Here is a 14383-nt window from a genome sequence, read left to right as displayed (position 1 = left end):
AATGTGGATTCAGGGGCGTGACCTGCTGCTTTGCAGGTGTCAGCCGCACTCGCGACAGCGGTCGAGGTGCGTGTTGAGGGCCCGCGCCATGTTGCGCTTCACCGAGACGGCGTTCTTCGCGCTGGTCTTCGCCGGCGCGGATCCCTGGTGGCGCTCGGCGTGGCCGCGCAGGAAGATGACGTCCCGCTCGAAATCGGCCTTGATGGTGGCGAACCTGCGGCAGGTTTTCATCGAGTCGTACTCCTTGCCTCGGCGCGCAGCCGCTCCAGGACGGGCGTCAGGCTCTCGTTCCGGCCGCCCGGCAGCCCTAGGTCGCGATAGATCTCGCGCAGTTGGGGACGGGTGATGGAGGCGTTGCCGTCCCGCTCCAGCTTTTCGGGGACGTGAGGACGGACGATCTTGACCCGCTCCTCGACGCTCATCTGGTTCCGCCGAGGGCGCTTGGACTTCCCGCCACCCGGCCGACTCCGCTGTGCCTTCGTCTTCCGGCGTCCGGGGACGGTGTGGGGACGGTCCCCTTCGGCTTCCGTCCCCGTTTCGGTGTCGGGGTGTTCGTGGTCCTCGTTGGTGTTGGGGACGGTGTGGGGACGGTCCCCTTCGGTCTCCGTCCCCGTCTCGGTGTCCGGGTGCTCCCGGCCCTCGTCGCCATTGGGGACGGCTGCCGGGGACGGTCCTGTACCGCCCTGAGCAGCACCTTCGTGGGCGTCCGCGGCACTACCGTCCCCGTCGGCATCAGCCGCTTCGGCCCGGGCGGGCACGTCGTCTCGGTCCCCGATCGGCGCCGCTGTGCCCTTGCTCAGCAGGCTTGAGCCGAGCTTGTGGACGCGGTCCCCGTCGGCGTTGGGGACGGTGTGGGGACGGTCCCCTTCGGTCTCCGTCCCCGTTTCGGTGTCGGGGTGTTCGTGGTCCCCGTTGGTGTTGGGGACGGTGTGGGGACGGTCCCCCTCGCTCTCCGTCCCCGTCCCCGTCCCCGATTCCGGGTCCCCGTCCCCGGCGGTTTGGGGACCGTCGTTGGGGACCGCGCTCAGCCGCCGACCGACCTGCTTCTCGTCCCGCGGCAGGGTCACCGGGGACGGGCCGAGAGGGGCCCGCTCCTCTCGATCGGCGTCCTGGCCGTGTATGTCCTGCACCCAGGGCGACGGCAGCTCGACGGTGGCGAGGGCTACCGCGTGCCGGCGGGCGGCCAGCTGCTCCAGGAGAGCCTGACGCTGCTGAGGATCGTTGCCGACCCCGGCTCGGCTGAGGGCCGACTGGAGCCGACGGGTGATCCTGGTGTCCTTCTCGCGATCCGCTGCCGACATCGATGCCAGTTGGGAGGCCAGGGCCACTGCCCGCTGAGTCGCGCGGTCCTTGGTGATCTGTGCGGCGTCGCGGTTGCGGGTGGCGATGCCCAGGCGGGACAGGAGCCGTTCTCGTGCTTCGCGTCCGAGCGTGGCCAGGAGCCCCTGCGAGGTGGCGTCCGGCTTGTGCAGCCGCAGCTCGATGCCCATGGCCAGGTGCCAGAGCACGGCTGCCATGACCGGGCCGACGAAGGCCCGCACGGTGCCGCCCACCGTGCCCGACTCGGCGTACGCCGGGATGATCTGCACCCCGGTGATCACCCACACCAGGGCGCCGGGCAGGCCGGGCGCTCCCTGAGTCTTCAGGTTCTGCCGGGCCATCAGCGCGGTCGCGAACAGCGCCGCCTCACCCGCGCTGAACATCATGGCCCGCTCGACGGTGCCGGCCATGTCGAGGTAGTCGGCGGCGAACCGCCAGCTGGTGTCGCCGGAGTAGATGGTGCAGTTGAGGGCGGCGAGGGCCGAGACCCAGACCGCGGGGGTGCCGACGCGCTTGCCGTCAGCCCGGTTCTGGTTACGCCGGATCGACCAGCCGGCAAGCGCGAGGGCGAGCAGCCCGACGGCCGCGACCACGTAGACGGGCTCGATGCCGTAGGGCAGGGATATGGCGATGGCGTTTGTCATGCGGCCTTTCGGAGGGCGGCGATCAGGGAGTCGGTCTGCACCTGGCGAGGCACCTGCACCGGCGAGGTGACGTCGTCGTCCTCCGTGGTCTCATCGGTCGGCTCGGTCTCGTCGGCCTGGTCCCAGTAGCGGTCGCGGTCGGCGACGGCGTGGGCGGCGTTGCGCATCAGGTCGCGCGCCCAGTCGAGGTCGAGGCGCAGCGCGTACGCGAGGCGCTCGGGGCTCCAGCCGCGGACGTAGGCGTGGCGGGTGACGGCCTCCCGCTCGGCGTCGCTGAGGTGGACGTCGCGCCCCTCGAAGGCCGCCTTCACCCGGCTGTAGTCCAGGCGCTTGTTGACCTTGGCGTGCCAGGGGCGGCGCTCGTCCTCGGTGAGCCCGCCCCACATGCCGTGGCGGATCTCGTTGTCGAGGGCGTAGTCGAAGCACGCCTTCTTCACCGGGCACCGCCCGCAGATCGACTTGGCCTCGTCGATGGCCGCGCGGTCGCGGGCCGCGGGGAAGAACAGCTCGTCGATGTCCTCGGGCGGCATGTTGTGGCACAGGGCGCGGGCCTGCCAGCTGTGGTCGGCGATGCCCCGGATGGTCGGTGCCGGGGTGTCGTTGGTGGTGATGTGGCGCAAGGCAGTCTCCGGAAGTCGCCTCGGTCGGCAGGGGCCGCTCGGCACCGGTGGCGGCCGGGGTGCGGCGGGGCGCTGCGAGGCGGGCTCGGGGTACGGCGGCGGACCGTACGCAGGGTGGAACGTTTCTGTGGAGAAGTGGGCCGCGGTCAGGCGGCGGGCGCCTGGGCCTGCGCCGCCAGGGCGCGGTCGATGCGGCCGGGGTGAGCGGTGGCCCGAGGGGCGTTGCCCCGGGCGGTGCCGTCGAGGCTGATGCGCCGACGGCGGCAGGGCTCACCCTTCTCGGCGTGACACCACTCGCACGGCACAGCGAGGACGTCGGGGCCGCCGGCAGCGACGGCGGCCTCGCGGGAGGCGCGGGCCGGGCGGTAGGGGGCCAGCTCGGCACGGACAGCGGCCGGGATATACGAGCCGACTGCGGCGAGTTGGTCCTTCAGACCCGGCCGGTGGCGCCCGGCGGTGATCCCGCGGTGCGCCGAGGGCGCGGCGTGCCCGGCCGCCACGGCGTCGCGCGCCGCGAGCAGCTCGGCCCGCCAGGCTTGCGGGTTGTCCGGGTCGGCCCTCGGGGTCGGGTCGGTGTGCCGGGCCAGACGCTCGCGGCGGTGCGCGTGCCATTCACGGGCCACGTCGGCCGGCAGGATCGGATACGGCGAGCTGACGATGCGCTTGCGGACGGTCTCGCGTACGTCCCAGCCCTGACCTGTGGTCATGGGCACGTCGTCGAGCAGCTCGTGCCACATGGCGAGCTGGTCGCGGGCCTCGCCCGCGTCGGTGCGGATGGTGCGCGGGTCCAGGCGGCCGACGTAGGTGAGCACGGCAGCAACTTCGCGGCGGTCCAAGGTAGTTACTCCGTTCCAGTCGGTTCGTCGACGGCGGCCAGCAGGGCGGCCATGTGCAGGTCGGCTTTGGTCATGCCGGCCTGCGGCGTGGGGTTGCCGCCGGGCAGTGCGTAGAGGTTCGGGCGCTGAGGCGTGGGGGTGTGCTCGCGGGCGATCCAGGACTGCCAGTCGGCAGCCCAGTCCGCGGCGGGGCGAGGACTCCAGGCGGCGCGGTAGTGGCGCCACTTCGCGTCGGCGGCTTGCAGGCCCTGCTCGCCGAGGCGGGCGAGGTGTCCCTGCTGCTGGGCCCAGGACAGGCTCGCGTCGTCGACCGGCCAGTCCATGGCGGAGGTGACGCCGGCAGCACTGCTGCTGTACCTACGGTTCACCTTCGGTTCACTACAGTTCTGGGGGTCAGTTTCTGACCCGGAGAGGGGTCGGTTTCTGACCCGGGGAGGGGTCAGATTCTGACGAGGGGGTGCAGATTTTGACCCGGTCAGATTCTGACGACGGGGGCCCGATTCTGACCCTGCCTTGGGCCGGATGCGGTGCTTGCGCAGCCGCTCCTCGTCGAGGTCCTCCAGGGCCGGGGCGGGGTCGGAGTCCGTCAGGATCTCGATGTCCTCGACATGCAGCTCGGGGTCGGCCTTCTGGGCTGCCGCGACCTTCGCGAGCCAGGCGGCGGGGCGCGGCATGCGGTAGACTGTGCTGTGCTGCGGGCCCTCGTAGCCGTCGAGGATCTCCAGCTCGCCGGCGTCCTCCAACAAGGCCAACGAGCTGCGCACAGCGTTGCGGCTGGCGTTCGTCCGCTCCATCAGCTCGGCTACGGACGCATAGGCGACGCACTGCGCGTCGGGGATCCGGTCGGCGATCGACAGCAGGACCAGGCGGGCCGTGCCACGGCTGGCGCTGTGCTCCCACACCCACTTCCGCGCCTGCCCGCTCATCGGGACACCGCCGTCTGGCGGCGCGTGTCAGCCGAGGGCTGCGGCGCGACGGTGGTTGCCAGCAGCTGGGTCGACGAGCGGTGCGGCGGATGGGTGCGCGTGGCTGCCGCGCTGGCCGGGGGGACCGGCCTTTTGCGCAGGGCAGGCGGCATGTGCGACTCTCCTTCGTGGTGAAACCCGCACCGGTGTGCCCCCGTGGAAAGGGCCGGTGCGGTGAAGTGGGTGAATCTCCGCCCTTGCCGGGGCAGGAGTGCCATCTGGCGTTCGGCGTCCGGGAGTTACCGCTCCCTGGGCGCCGTCGCTCTGTTCGGGGCTATCGCACCCGGCTGGATCGTGCGTTCCGCATGTGGCTCCTGGCGTCGTCTGCCGCCGGGTGGGGTACCCGGCGAGGGACGACGAACATATGCAGGACCTGCGGCAACATCCAGACCTTGCTAAAGGACTCTCTACAAGTCGCATCGGAGGGCAGCGTCATCTGCGCCTGCTGGGTGCACGTGGCGGACGGCTCAAGTGCCCGCTGTGACTGGCGCAAGGGATGGCTGAGGGAGGACACGCAGTGGCTCCAAGGCTTGGGCGTGCTACAGAGGTGTTTCGTCTCTCGTGGGCACGGCGGCTGCAATCGAGGTAAGCTGACTAGCTGCTCCGATCGATGAAACGAAAATATACTCGTTTGGCTCATCGATCAAGTGGCTGGCCTGCTGACGAGCGCCGTATTGGACCAGGAAAGGACGTGCTGGATGCCGGTTCGCCGGTTCGACCCCCAGGCGCTGCTGCTTGCCCGCAGGGAGTGTGGTCGCAAGCAAGCCGAAGTGGGGGTGCTTGTGGGCGTCAGCGGTGCCCGGGTGAGTGCCTGGGAGAAGGGGCACTCCGTTCCCGACCCGGAGAAGCTGCCCGGCCTGGCTAAGGCAGTCGACCGCGATCTCGACGAACTGTTTCCCCGCGACGGGCGTCCTGACCTGGCCGACCTGCGAGCTGACGCCGGATACACCCAGGCGGCTACCAAGGAGCTGACCGGGACGAAAACCCCCGGACCGGTCGCCGCTGCGGAGAACGCGAAGCATCGCCTGGAAGAGCGGTACGTCGAGGCACTCGCGGCAAAGTACGGGGTGAGTGTCGAGGCGCTGCTGCGCGCGCAGGAGCGGTCCTTCGGCATCGACGTGCCTGAGCCTGACGAGACGGAACCGCCTTCGCCGCGGGATGGCGAAGGGCTGCCGGAGACGCTGGCGGAGAAGATCACATACCTTCTGGAGCAGTTGCCGGCCCCGCTCTCGGACGCCGAACTCGCCGATCTCGGCAACGGACGTACGGGCACTGAGGTGCTCACCCCTGGCTTGGTGCGTGATCTGCGGACCGGCGCGGTGCGCAGCGCGGAAGCGGACGCGCTGGATGCGCTGGCACAGGCGCTGGACACGACACCGCTGATCTGGTCGCAGGACGCCGATGTGCAGCGGGTCATTGCTGAGACCTTGCTGCTCAAGAATGAGATCGCCGCGCTGGCGGCCCGCGGCGGTGAGCGGCAGGGACTGTCGGCGGAACTCCTGCAGTTCGTCTTCGACGAGGTCGACAAGGTTCGAGCGGAAACCCAGAGCGGGGGAGGGGCTACGGCCCGGCCGTGATGGCACATATCTGACGAGCCGGGTCCGAGGCCACTGCCTCGGACCGGGCTGTTCGGTTCTACAGGCGGACCGTGCGTACGGCCAGCCGCTGCTCGGCCCGCGCGGTCAGGGCGGCCTGCCAGACCTCGGTCAGATGCGGAGGGATCAGGCCGTCCTCCATGCTGTCCGGCCGGATGAAGCGGTACTCACTCAGCTCGGACTCCTGCACGGTGATCGCGTCCTGGTCCTCGGGACTGAGGATGCCGCCGTCGTAGACGTACAGGACTTGGGCGCCTCGGCCGGGAACGGTGACCCAGGCGTGCACGAGCAGGTCGCCGATCGGCGGGGTGATGCCCAGTTCCTCCTGGACTTCCCGCACGGCCGCGTCGTGCGGGGTTTCGTCCTGGTCGGTGTCTACGGCTCCGCCGGGCAGGTTCCAGTAGTCCTTGTAGGTCGGGTTGACGATGAGAGCTTCGCCTTCGACGTTGAAGAACAGGGCGGCGGCCGATGCGGTAACGGTCATTGCCATCACTTTGCGAGGTGGGGGACGGGAGCGGGTGTCAGTGCGTCCATGATCGCGCCGGTGTGCGGGCTGGCTTGGCGGTACGCGCGGGCGACCCGCAGGAGCCAAGGCACTTCCGAGGCGAAGTCGTCGCCAGCCGTGGAGTAGGCGACGGGAGCCCGGCCCGGGGCGCCCGCGAGGGCCATGGCGGCCTTGAGCCAGTACGCCTCGGCAACGGCGTCGGCGTCCAGGCCGATGTGGCTTTCGGCTTCCGCGAGTCGGCGGGCACGTTCGAAGAGATCGGCCGGTGCCCTGCGGCGCAGTTCGTGGGTGACGTCTCGGATTTCGGTGACGTACCGGCCGAGCCGGATCTGCGGGGTCGTGTCGTGGGAGAGGACGTCGCGCACGGTATTGAGCAGGGAGACGATGCGGTGGCCGCCCAGGAGCATGCTGGGCGCGTGCAAGGCGCTCCCGTCGATGGTCAGGACCAAGTCGCGCCACAGCCGGTGCAGACCGATCACTGCCTTGATCGCGCGGGCCTGGGCGACGAGGGCGCGGGTGGCGGGCGTGAGGGAGCCGAGCAGCCAGAGAGCGAATCCCACGTACAGCAGGGTGTCGGTGACGCGTTCCTGGGCGCTGCCAACCGCAGCGGGGGCTGGGTGGAGGGTGGTCGCGGCCAGGTAGACGGTGCGCACGACGGCGTACGCGACGATCACGGCCATTCCGGTGGCCATCATCGCCAGCCCGGTGCGCAGGCTCCAGCGTCGGGCGATCCGGGCGGCGCGGCCCCACTGGTACGCGCACACCGCGGCGGACGAGGCGACGTAGGTGTTGAACAGCCCCAGGTAGACGGCAAGCCCGGGCTCGCCGACGTGCCGACCCATGAAGTACGGGCTGTCGGCCGCGGTCTTCGACCGGTCCAGAGCGAGGAAGAACACGGCGACCAGGCACAGGACGGTGGCCAGCGAGGCGCGGACGGCGACACGGTGCACGGAGGAAGTGATCTTGATGTGGCGGGCTCCTGCGTCCTCGTCGCGGTAGATGTCCGTGACGTAGGTCAGCAGGACGCAGATCCCGGCGATCGCCAGTACGTGCTTGAGGAGAGTGGGCAGGTCGGTGATGCCCAGCGGGTCGATCACCGCGCGGCCGGTGTAAGTACGCAGCCACCAGGCGACGGCGAAGGCGGCGAACGCGCCCCACAGCGAGCGCTCGCGGCGCTGGCCTCGCAGGGCGGTCGGCAGGCGGACGGCCGCCTGGAGCAACAGCAGGACGATGATCAGGGAGACGAACGCATCAGAGAGGGACACGGCTCTTCCGGGGAGTGCGGGTGCGGGGAACGAATCGCAGGTGGGACAGGTCTTCGTCGAGGTGCCGGAGCGTGGAGTCCTCGATGTAGTCGGTGGAGTAGGCCGAGTGATGCAGCAGGTCGGCCAGCATTTCGGCGCGTATCTCCGGCCGGGAGTCATAGCGGTGGCGGGCCATGACCCGGCCCTTCGCCATCAGCCGATGCAGGAGTTCGGGCGGGAAATCGGGCAGGAGCCGGACCAGTTCGTCGGGATTGGCCTCGGTCACGTCGTCGCACCACAGGTGCGCCAGCTCGTGCAGGATGATCTGCTGACGGTGGAAGGATGTCGTGCCCGCCACATGCAGGATCAGGTCGACCGCCACGTCGTCCAGCCGCAGCCACAACCCGCACACATCCGTATTGGCCAGCAGATGATCGGGGATCGCGACCAGTTTGATCCGCCGCCCCCGTTCCGCCTCGATCCCGGCGATCAACCCCTCAAGGGCGAAGGGCCGGGGAATCGGCATCTGAGCCAGCAGATGCCGGCACTCCTGGCGGATCGCGCGCCGACTGATCGCCCGGCTGCCCGAGCTGTCTTCCGTGGCCGGGTTTCGGGCCCGGCCACGGAACAGCAACCTCCGCATCACGTCTTCCTGCTCTCTGTCGTGCTGTCCACGGCGACGTAGGTCGCTGACCGGTAGCCGGGGAATGTCAGTGCCCGATGGAGATGGTGCCGTCGACCGGTACCACGGCACCGGTGATGTGGGCGGCTTCCTCGCTGGCCAGGAAGGCGATGGTCGCGGCGATCTCCTCCGGGCTTCCGATGCGGCCCAGCGGAACGTCTCCGATGGTCTCGTTGGCATGGGTCTCGGGCAGGGCTGCGGCGATGGCGGTGTCGGTCAGGCCGGGGGTCACGATGTTGACGGTGATCCCGTGCGAGCCGACCTCCTGGGCCAGCGAGCGGCCGAAGCCGATCAGGGCCGCCGTGGACGGCGCGTAGTCGGTCTGCCCGGCTTCACCCGTGAGCGCGGCGGCGGAGGAGACGAGGATGATGCGGCCACCCTGCTTGGCCTTCACCATGCTCTGGGCGGCCCGCTTGGCCAGTCGGTAGGAGGCGATGAGCTTGGTCTCCAGGACCGTGGTGAAGTCCGCCTCCGACATGCGCAGTAGCAGTTGGTCCCGGGTGATGCCGGCGTTGGCCACGAGCACCTCGACCGGGCCCTGGTCGGCCTCGACCTCTTCGAAGGCGCTCTCGACCTGGTCGGAGTCGGTGATGTCGCAGAACACGGGCAGGGCGCCGAGGTAGGCGAGTTCGGGATCGGCCGCGTGACTGTGGTGGGTGAAGGCGACCGTGTCGCCCCTTTCGACGAATGCCCGGACGGTGGCGTGCCCGATTCCACGGTTTCCGCCGATGATCAAAGCAGAGTGCGACTGCGACATGAAGATCCTTTACACGAGCAAGCGCACCGAATCCGCTGCAGTGAGGAATGCGCTTTCGGTGATGTTGTCGGTGACCTTAGAACGGCCACCTGCGCGTCACAGGAACTCAAAGCGTTCGCTTATGCTGCTGATGAGAACTGGCAGTTCTCATTTCGCGGCGACAGGTGTGCGGCATAGAAACGCTGCACGCGTCGGCGTTCGTCAACTCCCCTGAAAACTGTGACGATTGAAAGAGTCGAAAGAATGGGTGGGCTGTCGAAGGTTGACTGTCAATGTGATCTGAATCCCACCCTCGGACGTTATGTGAACGTTATGAATGCTGATGAGAGCCAGGCTTCGATCGTCCCCCGCATACTCCGCCAAGCTCGGGCGCGTCGTAATGCATCGGACATACCCGGCTTCACGGCCGTGTTCGGGGACAGGACAACCCCCGGGATCACCCAGGCCGAGGTGGCGCAACTGGCCGGCGTCAGTCGCCGCTGGTACAACGCCCTGGAGTCCGGGCGGTCGGCAAACTACTCCGAGGGCTTGCTGCAGGCGGTCAGGCGGATCCTGGACCTGACTGCCGATGAATGGCACGTTGTCTACCGAGTCACCCACGGGCGCGCCCCGGCCGAAGCCCCGGTCAGTCCCCTCGCTGACCTGCTCCCTGCGGCAATCCGCAACCTCGTCGAGCAGAGCCCGACCTGGGGTCTTTATATGAGCGACCTCCGCTGGGACATGCTCGCCTACAACTCCAAGACCCTGGAGTACTTCCCGTGGATGATGTACGGCCTGAACGTCATGGAGTGGGCTCTCACCTGGCCTGAGGCCCGCACCCAGCTCATCGACTGGGAGGATGAATGGGCGCTACCCATGATCGCCCAGCTCCGCGTGCATGCCGAGCAGTACCGCCATGACGAGCGCCTTCAGGAGGTAATCGACACCATCCGGGGCGATGCGGTTGCCCGCCGACTGTGGGACTCCCCGAACCTGCCCAGCATGACGCACCCGGCATCGCACCGGCCGCGCCGCCTCTACCTCCCCCGGCAGGGCGGCACGGAATTCGCCATGCACCTACTTGCCTTCGCTCCCCTGGAGCTGCCGTCATGCCGACTGATGGCGATCATGCCGGCGGAAATCTGATCGGGCGGCTTGAGGGGATCCATGGTCACGGGTTAAGGGGGCGGGGGTGCGTTTCGTTTCCCTGTCCGTAAAGGTGGTGGCCAATCGTCAGATCGCGACAGAAACCATTAAAGGGATGTGGCGGTGATGGGTAATCAGTGCCCCGTCTTCGGCGGCTTCCTCTATAAGGGGGCGTCAACTCCCTTCAGGGTCGGCCAGTTGCGGGGAAGAGGAGGGATGTCCTTCTGGCGCTGAGCCCTCAGGCTGCCCTGTGAAGTTGATCCGCGGAGCTTCGAGACGTGCCGGAGGCGTGCCTATGTAGTGGGCGGCATCTGTAGCGGTAGGGATGCTCCTGCGATGTCGCCAAGGGCGTCCAGCAGCGACAGGAATTCCACGAGTCGGGTAGCCGGTTCGCTCGGCCAGGAAGCGACTGCCTGCCGTACTTGCTGGACGAGCTCGGGGTGGCTTCGTGTCAACACCGCTTCGGTTCGCTTCAGTTGGGCCAGTGCGTCGTCAATGTCGCCGAGTATCTGGCCCTGATCGGATGTGGCGACTTCACCCCAGGTCTGGCTTTCGGCAAGGTTGTGCAGTGCTACATACAGATCCCATGCGGCGCGGCGGGTATCCGGATCCTGATGCCTGGCCACTGCGTGTACCAGGGCGGCGACGGCGCTGAGAGCCTGCTGGGTCTCGGGCAGCGCCGCGACACTCGGTAGGTCCTGCGCCGCTGCTGAGTCGACCAGCAGCGTGATCAACCGGGCATCCATCCGGTTCACGCCGCGAGCACCCATTTCGTCGAGCATCTCAGTGATCGCTTCTCTGGGAACCACCGCGCCGTTGGCTCGGTTCAAGATCGCGAGTGCCTTTCGGTCGGATCGACCCGGCTTCCACCGCCTGCTGCGGGCATCGGCGCTCAGGCCCTCGGCCCGCGCCTGCAAGTCCAGCATCCCGTCAGCGCCCAACATCATGGCCGGATTTTGGCAGAGGTCGGCGAGTCAGGCGAACGGCAGTCGCTTTGAGTGGTTCAGGCTGCTGTCCGCTGTCGACCGGCGGGGCCTGGCTCGCCCGGCATGGTGAGCCTACGGGTCCTCACCGGGGAATCGTTCCTTCCGCCTGGCCGGTTCGGGCCCGAACAGGGTACGCGCGGCATATGCTGTTGAATCCGGGTCAATAGGTGCGGCCCATGGCCGTTTCGCGGGGAGACGCCGATGCTGGACATGATCAAGCCCGCTGCGCAGGGCAGCTACGCCGCTTACGTCGAGCACCTCAAGAGCTGCCCGCTCTGCCCGGAACTGAAGAAGCGGTGCGAGCAGGCCGAGGCCCTTGTCCAGACGTACCTGCGGGACACCAGGAAGCCTTGACGCGGCCCCGGATCGTCACGGGGATGCAGGCGAGCCGGGGCCGACGTCCCCAGCATGACAGCCTCAACATCCCTGCCACCAGGGCGCATTGATGCCCAGCCAACGAGGGCTGGGCATCATGCGAGGCCCCGGCGGGCAGCAGGAACACCGCGAAGTTCCACACCCCCGCTCCGGCTTCGGCGGGGTGACCTTGTCGGCCGGGTAGCGTCCTTCGCCCGGGTCCACTTGGACCGGAGCGACGACCGAGGAGTGGTCATGGCCGGGTGGGTGCAGCTTTCGAGAGAGGTAGTCCACGAGGGACCGTTCCTGACGCTCTACCGCGACAAGGTGGTCCAGCCAGGCGAGGGCGGCACTGGCTTTTACGAGCACGTCAGTGTGGACGACGCGGTCCGTGTGGTCGCACTCGACGATCACGGGCAAGTCGCGATCGTCGAAGACGATTTCTACCTTCAGCACCGCAGGGTCCCGCATCTGCCGGGTGGCGGCACTGCGGGCGAGGAGCCGCATCAAGCGGCCCGCCGGGAACTGGAGGAGGAGACTGGCGTCTTCGCCGGCGCCCTGCACCAGCTGGGAGTGATCGATCCTCTGCCGGCCACGACGAGCGCCCGGACGTATCTCTTCCTCGCAACCGACCTGCGACCTGGGCAGCTGCGCCGAGACGCCACCGAGATCGGGATGACGGTGGCGTGGATCCCTCTGGCTGACGCCGTGGACGCCGTACAGTCCGGACGCATCACCGAGGCCGGCAGCGTAACCGCGCTCCTCCTGGCTCAGGTCCGCCGCTGTCCTGAGTAATCAGTGGCGGTCGGTGGTGCTCGGGAACGATCGGCCCGGCCGTCACCGAATTGTGGGGCTGGGATCGTGTTGTTGGAGATCCGTGGTCAGCCCGAACCGCTGCAGAGGGAGGTGCTTTGGCCTACGAGCCGGGCTTTCCTCGCTCGCCGGAGTGCCGTCGAGGGGAACAGAGCGCAACACGAGCCCTGGTCATGGACGATGGACTTGCACGGTGTCGATCGAGGTCGAACAGGGGGACGGCATGAGGACCTCCGAGAAGCGGATCACCACGCTGGAGGTGCTGTGGGAGCAAGAGCGGGCCGAGCGTGAGGCGTGGGCGCTGGATCAAGCGGTGCCCGTAGCGGTCCAGCAGCGAGCGGAGGCACTGGTGCGAGACGGACTGGTCGAGTTGGCGGATATGCAGATCCGCGCGGAGCTGTCGGCCCGTCTGTCGAGGCCCGTGCGCTGGGCAGCGCGGCTGACCTCCCACGGCCGTGACGTTCTCACTTATGCCCACGCCCGCCCTGAGGATGCAACTGATGGACCCGAACCCGGCCCCAGGGAACGGCTGGTGGAGCTTCGGCCTGCTCAGATGGCGGTCGCGCGGGTCTTCGTCGGCCTGGCCAGCCAACTCGCCACACCACCGGCCGAGGGACTCGCCGAGCGGCTCCGCACCGCGTCGTTCTCCCGTGGTGACAACCGGTGGCGGCTGTGCCTGACAGACGAGCAGATCACCTCCGTTGCCTACGGGCTGCATCTGCACCGTTTGGCTAGCACGGAGGCCGAAGCCAACCGCTTTGCCCGCGACTATGGCGTCACCTACCGGCCCGCCCCGGACACGAGGAACCCGATTCCCGTTGTCATCCGGCAATCGGCCGGCAGTGCAGGCAGCGGGTGATCACCCAGAGCATGGCGGCGGGAGCCGAAGCCATGCGCCGTGCTTGCGTCCGCGAGGCCCCTGGCACTGCGCCGCCCGGCACACTGAGTCGCGCTCACGAACGCGAGCCGGAGGGCGGGGGCGGGAGTTCGTCCGGCGCAGGGCGGTAGTCCCGCTCCAGCGATCGCACCCAGGTGGGGACGCCATCGCTGCCCAAGCGTGGCCATCGACTGCGCGCGACGGGGTTCGGTGACTTGGCCGCTCTCGTCGGCGTACACGGTCTCTGCGCGGGTGGAAATCGCCCACCACTCCGGCGAGGGCCACGTGGCGTGCCGGTACTCGAAGGTGACCGACTCCACCCGCAACAGCTGCTCGTCGGGAGCGGCCCAGTCGGTGACCGTCGGTGACACGTACCGTGACGTTCTTGACCGTCTCCACGGTCCGGGCCTCCTCGGGCCCCATCCACAGCTCTCCCCAGGACTCGCTCACCTCGGTGACCTGGACAGCGTCATTGCGCAGCGGGTAGCGGCCGTAGCGAGGGTCTTCCTCCGGGCGGTAAGTGACCTCGCACCGTTCCCTGTTCGGGACGGGGCCGCGCGCTCGGCCAATTCGCTTGGGCGGGCGGTGCACTGCTGTGAGGTGCGGCACTCGACCGGTCCAGGTAGTGAAGACCCACTGGCCCAGCTGCCAGGGGCCGCAGTTGTCTGCCAGGGAGCCGTCGAGTTCATTCAGGTACCGGTGGGCCAGTTGCTCGTCGACCTAGGTGTCGCACTCGGCCAGCGCGGTATGCACCGCTACCGATTCGTCGTCGGTGAGGTTGTCGTTCGCCACGACCTCCGTGCGTACCGTCCAGTCATGTCCGTGGCGATAGTGGCATTCGTGCCAGGAGGGCAGAACCTGCTGGCTGTGGACCGCGGTGAACTCGCTTTCGCGGGTCAACGTCATCATCTGCGGCTTTCCCTCTGCGACTTCAACGGGCAGCGCCCCAACCAGGTAGTGGCGTCGGCGCGTTGTGGGGATCGCGGAGCAGTTCGTCAACACCCGCATTCGCAGACGGTAGACGATCAACACGCCGCCACGGTGAGCACATGTCGAATTC

Annotated in this window: 16 protein-coding genes; 5 read left to right on the top strand and 11 right to left on the bottom strand. The window is 68.4% G+C overall.

The genetic code is table 11. The annotated features are described in order from the left end of the window. Positions 1-39: 39 nt before the first annotated feature. From ACIHIX_RS18560 to ACIHIX_RS18540, 5 genes are all read right to left on the bottom strand, one after another. Positions 40-231, bottom strand: a complete 192-nt coding sequence (locus ACIHIX_RS18560) for a hypothetical protein (RefSeq protein ID WP_399956881.1) — start codon at positions 229-231, stop codon at positions 40-42. After that, on the bottom strand, positions 228-1964 hold the full coding sequence (locus ACIHIX_RS18555; RefSeq protein WP_399956878.1) for a hypothetical protein: 1737 nt from the start codon (positions 1962-1964) through the stop codon (positions 228-230). Before ACIHIX_RS18555 ends, ACIHIX_RS18560 begins: the two co-directional genes overlap by 4 nt. Beyond that, positions 1961-2584 carry a WhiB family transcriptional regulator gene (locus ACIHIX_RS18550; protein ID WP_399956875.1) on the bottom strand — a complete coding sequence of 208 codons (624 nt, stop codon included), beginning with the start codon at positions 2582-2584 and terminating at the stop codon, positions 1961-1963. Before ACIHIX_RS18550 ends, ACIHIX_RS18555 begins: the two co-directional genes overlap by 4 nt. Positions 2585-2730: 146 nt before the next feature. After that, positions 2731-3420, bottom strand: coding sequence for a hypothetical protein (locus tag ACIHIX_RS18545; RefSeq protein WP_399956872.1), 690 nt, complete (start codon positions 3418-3420; stop codon positions 2731-2733). Between the two features lie 5 nt (positions 3421-3425). Further along, positions 3426-4346 (bottom strand): helix-turn-helix domain-containing protein, encoded by a 921-nt coding sequence (locus ACIHIX_RS18540; RefSeq protein WP_399956869.1) that lies wholly within the window; start codon positions 4344-4346, stop codon positions 3426-3428. Between the two features lie 737 nt (positions 4347-5083). Here ACIHIX_RS18540 and ACIHIX_RS18535 point away from each other — a divergent pair. Continuing rightward, a complete protein-coding gene (locus tag ACIHIX_RS18535; protein WP_399956865.1) occupies positions 5084-5962 on the top strand; it encodes a helix-turn-helix transcriptional regulator in 879 nt (292 codons plus the stop codon). 58 nt (positions 5963-6020) lie between these two features. Here the strand turns inward: ACIHIX_RS18535 and ACIHIX_RS18530 are convergent, their stop codons facing one another. The 4 genes from ACIHIX_RS18530 to ACIHIX_RS18515 form a co-directional block, all read right to left on the bottom strand. Beyond that, entirely contained in the window at positions 6021-6464 is a 444-nt protein-coding gene (locus tag ACIHIX_RS18530) for an NUDIX domain-containing protein (RefSeq protein ID WP_399956862.1), read from the bottom strand. Positions 6465-6469: 5 nt separating this feature from the next. Next, on the bottom strand, positions 6470-7750 hold the full coding sequence (locus ACIHIX_RS18525) for an MAB_1171c family putative transporter (RefSeq protein ID WP_399956859.1): 1281 nt from the start codon (positions 7748-7750) through the stop codon (positions 6470-6472). Further along, positions 7737-8372, bottom strand: coding sequence for a hypothetical protein (locus ACIHIX_RS18520; protein WP_399956856.1), 636 nt, complete (start codon positions 8370-8372; stop codon positions 7737-7739). The genes ACIHIX_RS18525 and ACIHIX_RS18520 overlap by 14 nt, the downstream gene beginning before the upstream one ends. Positions 8373-8439: 67 nt before the next feature. Then, a complete protein-coding gene (locus ACIHIX_RS18515) occupies positions 8440-9168 on the bottom strand; it encodes an SDR family oxidoreductase (protein WP_399956853.1) in 729 nt (242 codons plus the stop codon). Positions 9169-9480: 312 nt separating this feature from the next. Here ACIHIX_RS18515 and ACIHIX_RS18510 point away from each other — a divergent pair, with 312 nt between their 5' ends. Next, positions 9481-10293: a helix-turn-helix domain-containing protein gene (locus ACIHIX_RS18510; RefSeq protein WP_399957323.1), complete on the top strand. Its 813-nt coding sequence runs from the start codon at positions 9481-9483 to the stop codon at positions 10291-10293. A 293-nt stretch (positions 10294-10586) separates the two neighbouring features. On the opposite strand, the gene ACIHIX_RS18505 is transcribed toward ACIHIX_RS18510, so the two are convergent. Beyond that, positions 10587-11240: a hypothetical protein gene (locus ACIHIX_RS18505; RefSeq protein ID WP_399956850.1), complete on the bottom strand. Its 654-nt coding sequence runs from the start codon at positions 11238-11240 to the stop codon at positions 10587-10589. Between the two features lie 240 nt (positions 11241-11480). Here ACIHIX_RS18505 and ACIHIX_RS18500 point away from each other — a divergent pair, with 240 nt between their 5' ends. The 3 genes from ACIHIX_RS18500 to ACIHIX_RS18490 all read left to right on the top strand — a co-directional run bounded on the left by ACIHIX_RS18500 (position 11481) and on the right by ACIHIX_RS18490 (position 13305). Continuing rightward, on the top strand, positions 11481-11633 hold the full coding sequence (locus ACIHIX_RS18500) for a hypothetical protein (protein ID WP_399956847.1): 153 nt from the start codon (positions 11481-11483) through the stop codon (positions 11631-11633). Between the two features lie 255 nt (positions 11634-11888). Next, complete coding sequence (locus ACIHIX_RS18495; protein ID WP_399956845.1) at positions 11889-12428, top strand: NUDIX domain-containing protein; 540 nt, start codon at positions 11889-11891, stop codon at positions 12426-12428. A gap of 211 nt (positions 12429-12639) precedes the next feature. Next, the gene (locus ACIHIX_RS18490; protein ID WP_399956842.1) at positions 12640-13305 is read left to right on the top strand and encodes a DUF6417 family protein; all 666 of its coding nucleotides are present in this window, start codon (positions 12640-12642) and stop codon (positions 13303-13305) included. A gap of 738 nt (positions 13306-14043) precedes the next feature. Here ACIHIX_RS18490 and ACIHIX_RS18485 read toward each other — a convergent pair. Beyond that, complete coding sequence (locus tag ACIHIX_RS18485; RefSeq protein WP_399956839.1) at positions 14044-14355, bottom strand: hypothetical protein; 312 nt, start codon at positions 14353-14355, stop codon at positions 14044-14046. Between the last annotated feature and the right edge of the window lie 28 nt (positions 14356-14383).

The organism is Streptomyces sp. NPDC051913 (assembly GCF_044593635.1).
Lineage (GTDB): Bacteria > Actinomycetota > Actinomycetes > Streptomycetales > Streptomycetaceae > Streptomyces.
Note: the sequence above shows the minus strand (reverse complement) of the source record. Positions and strands in the feature narration are given on the sequence as shown.

Excerpts from the sequence above, each read along its gene's own strand:
- ACIHIX_RS18560 (WP_399956881.1), bottom strand. The coding sequence starts at position 231 with ATGAAAACCTGCCGCAGGTTCGCCACCATCAAGGCCGATTTCGAGCGG.
- ACIHIX_RS18555 (WP_399956878.1), bottom strand. The coding sequence starts at position 1,964 with ATGACAAACGCCATCGCCATATCCCTGCCCTACGGCATCGAGCCCGTC.
- ACIHIX_RS18540 (WP_399956869.1), bottom strand. The coding sequence starts at position 4,346 with ATGAGCGGGCAGGCGCGGAAGTGGGTGTGGGAGCACAGCGCCAGCCGT.
- ACIHIX_RS18535 (WP_399956865.1), top strand. The coding sequence starts at position 5,084 with ATGCCGGTTCGCCGGTTCGACCCCCAGGCGCTGCTGCTTGCCCGCAGG.
- ACIHIX_RS18530 (WP_399956862.1), bottom strand. The coding sequence starts at position 6,464 with ATGACCGTTACCGCATCGGCCGCCGCCCTGTTCTTCAACGTCGAAGGC.
- ACIHIX_RS18520 (WP_399956856.1), bottom strand. The coding sequence starts at position 8,372 with ATGCGGAGGTTGCTGTTCCGTGGCCGGGCCCGAAACCCGGCCACGGAA.
- ACIHIX_RS18515 (WP_399956853.1), bottom strand. The coding sequence starts at position 9,168 with ATGTCGCAGTCGCACTCTGCTTTGATCATCGGCGGAAACCGTGGAATC.
- ACIHIX_RS18510 (WP_399957323.1), top strand. The coding sequence starts at position 9,481 with ATGAATGCTGATGAGAGCCAGGCTTCGATCGTCCCCCGCATACTCCGC.
- ACIHIX_RS18505 (WP_399956850.1), bottom strand. The coding sequence starts at position 11,240 with ATGATGTTGGGCGCTGACGGGATGCTGGACTTGCAGGCGCGGGCCGAG.
- ACIHIX_RS18500 (WP_399956847.1), top strand. The coding sequence starts at position 11,481 with ATGCTGGACATGATCAAGCCCGCTGCGCAGGGCAGCTACGCCGCTTAC.
- ACIHIX_RS18495 (WP_399956845.1), top strand. The coding sequence starts at position 11,889 with ATGGCCGGGTGGGTGCAGCTTTCGAGAGAGGTAGTCCACGAGGGACCG.